We start from the raw sequence: 9,234 nt of genomic DNA, 5'->3' as shown, positions 1-9,234 counted from the left end.
TTAGCGTCGAATGTAGTTGGGCTTACGCCCTGTGAGACTAGAACGTTGCCAGGCAACAGTGAGAATCTTCCTTTTGGAAGGTTCTTTTTTTATTTGATCTTTATTAATATGAATAAATTAGTGATATTATTGATAGATCTTATTTTATTTGTGTAATAATACTTTTTTATACATAATATCTAAATAGTATATAAATTTAAATTTTAAATGATGAAATGAAGAACTACCTAACATGAGTTTGTTAAGTAGTTCTTTTATTTTATTATTTTTTAGTTCTATGAATATATGGTTTTCTTTCAGCTGGTTTAATCTCACCCATGATTGAGTAAATATTGTTATCAGTGGCTAGCAATGCATGTCCACAAGGTGCTTCGAAAGGAATTTCTCCTAATTGATACCAGCGATTTTCTTTCAAGTTATATACTAATTCTTTTTTATTCCATTTGTAGTCACTTACAGGACGTCTGAAGTATGCATCGCGATATTTTGCGTGATCTTCACCTTGTAATGTTGTTAAGTTAAATACTGCATCTTTCCAAACATCTTTATTAAAACCACCGATTACTAGAAGTTCATGGTCGTTTAATGGAGTCCAATCAGCACCTAGTAAAGATACTTCTTCATTATCGATTACTACATCAGATAGTTTAGTCCATTCTTTTGTTTCTAAGTTAACTTTATATCCATCGTTATAAGTTTCACTAGCACCTCCGCCATATACATAAAGTTCATTATTGTATACGTAGCTTACAGCTTGATTACGTAATTTCCCAGGAAATTCTGAGAATACTTCAAATTTCTTAGTTGCTAAATCATATGCATAAAGCTCATTATTATTTGATCCGTTAATAGATCCGATACCGAAGTATAATTTATTGTCGTGAACTTTTGCGATAACATTTTCTACTGTAAGTGGTAGTGTATCGACAACTTCTACTTTTAGTTTATTATCTTCTACTGTAAAAGCTAATAAATCCGCTGAAGTTTCGTTTTTAGTTGCAATATAGTATAATGTTTCGTTATAAACAGCACTTGGCCCATATGCTAAAGGATAGTCAAATTGAATTTGATCTAGTAGTGTTACTCCTTTAGAAGTTTCTTCATATAGATATACATCTTTATGATTTACTTTAACGCCTCCATCAACAGGAAGTCCACCTGGGAAGTTAGCACCTCCACCGAAGATTAGTTTATTGCCTAATACTCCTTTAACTAATCCTGCTGTACCTATATTATTTTCGTAGCCTTTTTGAGCTGCTACAGTAGCTATATTTGTCCATTTTAGTTGTGTACTCATATATTTTAGTACCTCCCTATTATTTTTAAAATCAAACGCTTACATCGTTGTATTTATTTTAGTGGGAGGATTCGACTAGAGATGATAGTTTAGTCGAGGCCACTCCCACAAATTTTGTTATTTAAAGTCTGCTTCTTTATCTACTAGTACATATACACTAGGGTGATTTTTTAGAACAGTACAAGGAATATTTTCAGTTATTTCTTTACCTTCTATTAAACTTTTTATTGCTTGTTGTTTTGCTTTTCCAAACGCTAATAAGATAATATGTTTTGCGCGCATAATATCTTTGATTCCCATTGTTACAGCTTGTTTTGGTACTAGGTTAATATCATTATTAAAGAATCTAGAGTTTGCTTCGATTGTTTCTTGTTTTAAATCAACAACGTGCACTCCAGCTTCAAATGATGTTCCTGGTTCATTAAAACCAATGTGTCCATTAGATCCAACACCAAGGATTTGGACATCGATTTGTGTGTTATTTAGTTCTTCCTGATATGATTTAAGAGCTTTTTCTAAATCTGCTGCACTGGCATCAGGGACGTGTGTATTTTCTTTATTTATATCAACATGATTGAATAAATTAGTATCCATAAATTTATGATAACTTTCAGGATGATCATAGCTAATTCCAACATACTCATCTAAGTTATAAGATTTAATATTTTTATAGCTAAAGTTTCCAGCTTTATAATCAGTGATCATTTCTTCGTATAAATCTGTTGGAGTTGATCCAGTCGCAAGCCCTAATGTTGAATTGTCATCTATTAAACTTTTAATAATTTTATATGCTTCTTGTGAAGCTTCTTTTTTTGAATTAAAAACTAAATATTTCATATTGTTACTCCTTATTTATTAATCTTCTTTTTTATAAACTTCTTTACCACGTGCGAATGTTGTTAATACTTCGTATTCAGGACTAATAACAACAACGTCAGCATCGTAACCAACTTTAAGTTTACCTTTACAATCGGCAAAACCTAACATTTCAGCAGGATTTTTTGTACAAGAGTTAATTGCTGCATCAACTGGAACTAAAGCATCTTCTATTAAGACACGAAGACCATCGATAACTCTAAGTGTAGAACCTGCAAGACGACCATCGTCACGGTGAGCACTACCATCTTCATATATTTCCATATTTTCTCCACCGAAGATGTAAGAACCACGGCCACAACCTTTTGCACAAAGTGAATCTGTAATCATAATTCCATGATCACGTCCTTTTGCTGTAAAGTATGTGTTAAGAGCATCTGTAGTAGAGTGAATACCGTCACAAATAATTTCTCCATATGCATCGCGTGCACGTAGAGCAAAACCTACTTGACCACCATCGCGGTGATGGAAACCAACCATACCATTATAAACGTGAGTTTGAGATGACGCACCATTAGCGAACGCTAAATAACTTTCTTTATAATTACAAGCTGAGTGACCTAAACTTACACGAATACCTTGGCTTACTAAATATTTAGTAAGTTTATAATCGATATCTTTTTCACAAGCGATAGTGATAAGTTTAATTAAGTTTTTACTAGCTGCTTGGAATTTTTTAAATTGTTCAACACTTGGTGTTTGAATACAACTTAACGGTTGAGCACCACGTTTTTCTACATCAAGATAAGGGCCTTCGAAGTGAATACCTAAAATTTCAGCTCCTTCATATCCTTCTTCATAAACTTTAGCAACATTTGCAACAGCTTTTAGAAGAACTTCTTCAGTTTGTGTAATCGTAGTAGGCAAGAATGATGTTACCCCTTCAGAAACGATATTTTTCGTCCAATTACGTAGTCCATCTTCATTAACATCATTAGTATCATAACCGTAAGCACCATGTGTATGAACATCTATAAATCCGGGTAATACACGGTTATTTCCAAAATCATAATCTACTTTATCGAATGCATCGTAGTCATAAACGGCAGTTATTTTTTTATCCTCAACTTCCAAAATAAGAGGAAGGAATTGTCCGCTTGACCAAACTTTTTTACTTTTTATTAACATAATAGCACCCCTTTATTCCTAAAAATTTATCTTTTAAATTTAATGTGTTAAATTCTTGTTAATTTAATTTTAACACTTTTTAAATAGATTTGTAAAGTATTAAAGTAAAAGTTTTCAAAATTAATTTAAAGGTGTTCTTGAGTTTTTTTATGGTATGGTGAATGGATATCGTTTAAATTAAATAATTTAAGGTGTTATATTGAAGTGGAAGAAGAAAAATGTATTGTATACATGATTTCTGCATTATATTAAAATAAATTATATAAGATACTTACTATTGACTTTCTTCATAAGAGGAATATAATAATATGTGAGAATTATATTACTGATATTATAGAAGTGATATAATTTCAATTATTTTATAAGAGGGTATAAAAATGGATAAATCAAGATTGACTTTTCTTGGTGTAATAATAACTATTGGAATAATATTTGGAGACATAGGGACCTCGGTACTTTATGTTATGAAATCATTCGTCCGTAGTAGTGATGCTATGATGAGCGAAAATCTCGTATTAGGATTCGTTAGTTTAATATTTTGGGTAATGACCTTACAGACGACGACTAAATATGTATTAATCGCATTAAAGGCGGATAACCATGGTGAAGGTGGAGTATTCTCATTATTTGCTTTAATAAAAAATAAAACTAAACGAGGAGTTGTTCTCTTAGCGATGATAGGCGGAGCAACACTTCTTGCGGACGGAATAATAACACCAGCAATTACAGTGACATCAGCTGTTGAGGGATTACATGATATAATCCCAGCTATAAACACAAATGATGTAATAATTCTAGTATTGATAATTTTTATCTTTATCTTTTCATTTCAAAGATTTGGAACGAAAAAGATAGGATCGCTATTTGGTCCTATAATGAGCTTGTGGTTTTTATCTCTATTTTTCTGGGGAATAAAATCAATAGGTACTAGACCAGAAATATTAAAAGCTATTAATCCAAAATATGCACTTAATTTATTAATTACATACCCAGGAGTATTCGTCTTATTAGGGGCGGTATTTTTATGTGTATCAGGTGCAGAGGATTTATATGTGGACTTAGGTCATTGTGGACGAAAAAATGTTAGAATGGCTTGGTTTGCGGTTAAAGTATGCTTACTTGCTAATTATTTCGGTCAAGCAGCATATTTATTATCGACAAATTATAGCTCAGAAAAAAATCCATTCTTTGCGATAGTTCCAGAGAGTTTTGTAGTATTTCAAGTAATACTAGCAACATTAGCTGCGATAATAGCGAGTCAAAGTTTAATAACAGGATCTTTCACATTAATCTCAGAGGCGATAAAATTAAATCTATTCCCAAAATTAATAATAAAATATCCGACGGAATTAAAAGGGCAGGTTTATGTATCTGCGGTTAATATAATACTATTTATATGCAGTAGCTGTGTCGTAATATTCTTTAGAACAAGTAGTAATATGGAAGCAGCGTACGGTTTAAGTATTAGTATAACAATGTTTGTAACTACATTATTATTAAGTATTTACTTGTACAAAGTTAAAGCTAAAAAAATCTTTGCTGTAATCTTCCTAATATTTTTCGGAATAGAAGAATTATTCTTCTTATATGCGAACAGCTTAAAATTTATAAATGGTGGGTACATTACAGTATTCATAGCGTTATTAATATTTATAATTATGTTTATCTGGTATAGAGGAACTGAGATAAAAGAGAGAGAAAGTCAGTATTTAACTGTAAAAAATTATACAAAACAATTACTTCAGTTAAGTATGGATAAAAGTGTACCCAAATATGCAACAAACCTAGTATATTTAACAGGTGCGAAAAAAGAAGAAGATGTAGATTATGCAGTATTATACTCTATATTAAATAAACAACCGAAAAGGGCGAATGTCTACTTTTTTGTACATATAAATGTTATAGATAAACCTTATAAACGAGAGTATAAAGTTACTAAATTTAGTGATAAAAAAATATTTAAAATTACCTTTAACTTAGGATTTAGAGAACACCAAAGGGTAAATATGTTTATGCGACAGGTTATAGCGGATTTACTAGAGAATAGAGAATTAGAACTGCAACCTACTAAGTACAACTTAAGAGGTGAAGTAGAAACGGTTGGAGACTTTAGATTTGTATTGATTGAAGAGGTACTAGGTAATAGTAATGGTTTATCATCATTCGATAACTTTATTATGGGACTAAGATTAAAATTGAAAAAAATAACGGTAACACCAGAAAAATGGTTCGGATTAGATACTAGTGTTATAACGAAAGAAGCAGTACCGTTAAATGTAGTGCAAACTAAAGTGAAAAAATTAACAAGAATTCAATAATAAAAATCAGACTTAGAGTAAGAAAATGTAAAATAGAATTACATTACTTATGAAGAGTCTGATTTTTCATTGTTTTTAATAATAAGAGATATATTAAATCTTTGATATATCTTAATATTAAATCAATATTAACATAAAATAACACAGTAAACTTTAAAGGGTAATATACAGAAAAATAAATGAAATATCTTAGAAATATATATTAATTACAATATATTAAATTGACAATTATTTTCTCTAGGTGTATACTAAAATTATATTAGTAGTTACATGTTAAGTGTAACTAATGGGAGGTAAAATAATGAAGACAAACAATAAATTTTCAATAAGAAAGTATAGTGTAGGTGTTGTATCAGTCATAATAGGTTTATTTATCTTAGCTGGTACAAACTCAGATGATAGAGTATATGCAAAGAATGAAAGTGTGCCACCAATAGTTTCGACAGTACCTGAGGGTGGAAATCCAGGTAGTGTTGATAAAGTAGTAGATAAAAATAATGAAATTTCAGATAAAGGGGATCTCCCAAAAGTACAAACACCGGTAATCCCAGGTTATTTTGCATTAGAAAAAGAAGCGCCAGAAGTTTCTACGATACCAGATAAAATAGAAAAAGAAGTTAATGTAGATTTAGTAGAATTAGGTAAAATAAAATACCGTGATAAAAAAACTAAAGAAATAGTTGCAGAAAAAAATTATGATAATGATAATACTAATCCTACTAGAGCTGGATTAACAACATTACCAGATTTACCAAAAGGTTATAGATTTGTAAATAAAGGGCTAGATAGAGTAGAAACTAGAGAAATAGTAGTTCATAAGTATCTGGAACAACCTTATGTGTCAGAAGAAGTTGGTATAAGAGTTAAACTTCAGGAAGTTGATGGGAAACTAGCAGTAGATCCTAATATAAACATTGAAGCTGATAAGTTTGCTCCAGGTCACAATCTTGTTTTTGATGTAGAGGAGTATATAAAGGATGTAGAAAAAGTAACAAAACAAGTAGTAGAATTTGTAGGAGCGGAAGGTAAAACACCGAAAACAAATGTTCAAGATGGTTATAAATTCTCAGGGGAATATAATGATGAAACAAAAGAAACTATATGGAAAGAAAAAACACATGTATATAGTAGTGTAGATGTCCCAGTAGTTAAAGGTTATTTTGCAGATAAAAAACAAGCAGGTGGGAAAGAAGTTACACCAGAAAAACCGGAAGTAACCGATATAGTAACGTATAAACATTTAGGAAAAATAGTACCAGTAGATGAAAAAGGTAATTTAATAGAGCAAGCCCCAACCCCAGACTATCTAAACGACTTGAAAGATCCAACAAAAGCGTTAGCGACACCGGTACCAGTTTTAGAAGGGTATGAAGCTTCTGTTAATAGTGTATTACCGAAAAATCCTGGAGTAGATACAAAAGTAGTATATAAAGAAAAACTTACTGATGTTGAAGTGAAAACAAAACAAGTAGTAGAATTCGTAGGAGCGGAAGATAAAGCACCGAAAACAAATGTTCAAGATGATTATAAATTTAAAGGAAAATATCATGTCATAACAAAAGAGACTATATGGGCAGAAAAAACACATGCATATAGTAGTGTAGAGGTTTCAGTAGTTAAAGGTTATTTCGCAGATAAAAAACAAGCAGGTGGGAAAGAAGTTACACCAGAAAAACCGGAAGTAACCGATATAGTAACGTATAAACATTTAGGAAAAATAGTACCAGTAGATGAAAAAGGTAATTTAATAGGGCAAGCCCCAACTCCAGACTATCTAAACGACTTGAAAGATCCAACAAAAGCGTTGGCGACACCAGTGCCAGAATTGAAAGGTTATACGCCAACGGTAAAAAGTGTTGTACCAAAAGATTTAGCGAAGGATACTAAGGTTGTTTATAAAAAAGTGGAAAAACCAAAAGTACCAGAGAAACCAAAAGAAACACCAAAAACTCCAGAAGTTCATAAAAAAGAAAACTCTAAGTTACCAAATACAGGAGTAGCACAAACAAGCACTATAATTTTAGGAATGTTAATGTTGTTATTAGCTGGAGTTATAGCAGGAATTACAAGAACTAAGAAAGATTAGATAATGAAAGATGTGACATAAAAATTAAATTAAAAATAGCGTAGCAGTAAAAAACTGTTATGCTATTTTTTATATTTAACAAAAGAAAAAGGCAATGAGCCAAAAATTATAATCTCGGAGAAATCAATTTTATCGAATTGCCTCTATTTTATTATTTTTTATCAAAAGAAAAAGAGTATGAATTTCCATACTCTTTAAAGTTTTTTATACACTAATTGACTATTTAGAAAGTTTACGTCTTATAGCTACTCCTACTAAAGCGATTAAGCTTAATCCTAATGCAGTAGTGCTAGAAGAATTCATACCTGTGCTTGCTAATTTTTCAGATTTAGCTTCTCCAGGTTTAGCAGATAGTTGAGTAACAACAGGTGTTTGTCCGAAGTCTACACCAGGGTGAGCAGCTCCAAGTTTAGCTAAGTCAAATGCTGGTACTTCGTTGACAGCTGGTAGGTTAGCCGCTAATATTCTTAATGCTTCTTCGCGTTCTGCTAATTTCGCTGTTAATTCTTTAGATTTGGCAGGATCAGCTGTTTTCAATGCTTCCTTAATTTCAGCGATTTCGGCTTCAAGTTTTAATTTATCAACGTTACCTAACTCTGGAACGTAGTTAACTGGAGCATTTTGTCCGTTAGTTGCTTCAGGTTTAGTTGGTTTTGGAGCTTCACCATTAGGATTGTTAGGTTGAGTAAGTGCGTTTCCATCGTTCACTCCACCATTGAAATCAGGATTATTAGGTTGAGTAGTAGCGTTATCGTCGTTCACTCCACCGTTGAAATCAGGATTATTAGGTTGAGTAGTAGCATTGTCGTCGTTCACTCCACCGTTGAAATCAGGATTGTTAGGTCGAGTAGTGGCATTGTCGTCGTTTACTCCACCGTTGAAATCAGGATTGTTAGGTCGAGTAGTAGCATTATCATCATTAACAGAACCATTGAATTCAGGTTTTTCTTCAGCTACAGGTGCATCACCAGGATTTACTCCACCATTGAATTCAGGGGCATCAGCTACAGTAGGAGGTGTGTCGTCGTTTGCTCCACCGCTAAAATCAGATCCATTATCTCCAGTAGGAGCATCACCAGGATTTACTCCACCACTGAAACCTTTAGATTCTTCACCTTTAGGTACTTCTTTTAAGTTGTTGATATAACCTAAAGTTGCGTTGTAATCGTCAGTTAGATTGTCGATTTCATCTTTGTATGCTTTTACTACTTCATTAACTTCGTCGAATTTAGCTTGTGCTTCATCAGCTGCAGTTTTAGCAGAAGCAACAGCTGCTTCTAATCTAGTTACTGCATCTTGTAACCCGTCGATGATAGCTTTATCAGAGTTGTTTGTCTTAGCAGTTGTAAGAGCAGTTTTAGCTTTTTCTAAAGTTTCGTTTTGTTTAGTTAATGCAGCATTTTTTTCTTCTACTGCTTTAGCTTTTTCAGTAGCATCAGCTTTGTCTTTATCAGCTACTTTAGTTAATTTTTCGATTTTTTCAGCTATATCATCAGCGATATCTTGAAGTTTTTTAACGATTGGTTTAG

At 32.1% G+C, this 9,234-nt stretch carries 6 protein-coding genes; 2 read left to right on the top strand and 4 right to left on the bottom strand.

Annotated features, from left to right (window positions below):
- Nucleotides 1–262 precede the first annotated feature (262 nt).
- From RYK99_RS08300 to nagA, 3 genes are all read right to left on the bottom strand, one after another.
- The gene (locus RYK99_RS08300; RefSeq protein ID WP_314991734.1) at nt 263–1,297 is read right to left on the bottom strand and encodes a cyclically-permuted mutarotase family protein; all 1,035 of its coding nucleotides are present in this window, start codon (nt 1,295–1,297) and stop codon (nt 263–265) included.
- Nucleotides 1,298–1,414: 117 nt separating this feature from the next.
- On the bottom strand, nt 1,415–2,134 hold the full coding sequence (gene nagB, locus RYK99_RS08295) for a glucosamine-6-phosphate deaminase (protein ID WP_314991732.1): 720 nt from the start codon (nt 2,132–2,134) through the stop codon (nt 1,415–1,417).
- An 18-nt stretch (nt 2,135–2,152) separates the two neighbouring features.
- Nucleotides 2,153–3,301, bottom strand: a complete 1,149-nt coding sequence (nagA, locus tag RYK99_RS08290; RefSeq protein ID WP_314991730.1) for an N-acetylglucosamine-6-phosphate deacetylase — start codon at nt 3,299–3,301, stop codon at nt 2,153–2,155.
- Nucleotides 3,302–3,678: 377 nt separating this feature from the next.
- On the opposite strand from nagA, the gene RYK99_RS08285 reads away from it, so the two are divergent.
- Both RYK99_RS08285 and RYK99_RS08280 read left to right on the top strand, forming a co-directional pair.
- Nucleotides 3,679–5,619, top strand: coding sequence for a KUP/HAK/KT family potassium transporter (locus tag RYK99_RS08285; RefSeq protein ID WP_314991728.1), 1,941 nt, complete (start codon nt 3,679–3,681; stop codon nt 5,617–5,619).
- A 301-nt stretch (nt 5,620–5,920) separates the two neighbouring features.
- Nucleotides 5,921–7,705, top strand: a complete 1,785-nt coding sequence (locus RYK99_RS08280; protein ID WP_314991726.1) for a YSIRK-type signal peptide-containing protein — start codon at nt 5,921–5,923, stop codon at nt 7,703–7,705.
- Nucleotides 7,706–7,924: 219 nt separating this feature from the next.
- On the opposite strand, the gene RYK99_RS08275 is transcribed toward RYK99_RS08280, so the two are convergent.
- Nucleotides 7,925–9,234: SIALI-17 repeat-containing surface protein (locus RYK99_RS08275; protein WP_314991722.1), on the bottom strand; the 1,310-nt coding region annotated here is incomplete at its 5' end.

This window comes from uncultured Gemella sp., from assembly GCF_963537375.1.
Lineage (GTDB): Bacteria > Bacillota > Bacilli > Staphylococcales > Gemellaceae > Gemella.
This window is presented reverse-complemented; position numbering and strand designations above follow the sequence as displayed.

Coding starts and splice junctions, on each gene's coding strand:
- RYK99_RS08300 (WP_314991734.1), bottom strand. CDS start 1,297: ATGAGTACACAACTAAAATGGACAAATATAGCTACTGTAGCAGCTCAA.
- nagB (WP_314991732.1), bottom strand. CDS start 2,134: ATGAAATATTTAGTTTTTAATTCAAAAAAAGAAGCTTCACAAGAAGCA.
- nagA (WP_314991730.1), bottom strand. CDS start 3,301: ATGTTAATAAAAAGTAAAAAAGTTTGGTCAAGCGGACAATTCCTTCCT.
- RYK99_RS08285 (WP_314991728.1), top strand. CDS start 3,679: ATGGATAAATCAAGATTGACTTTTCTTGGTGTAATAATAACTATTGGA.
- RYK99_RS08280 (WP_314991726.1), top strand. CDS start 5,921: ATGAAGACAAACAATAAATTTTCAATAAGAAAGTATAGTGTAGGTGTT.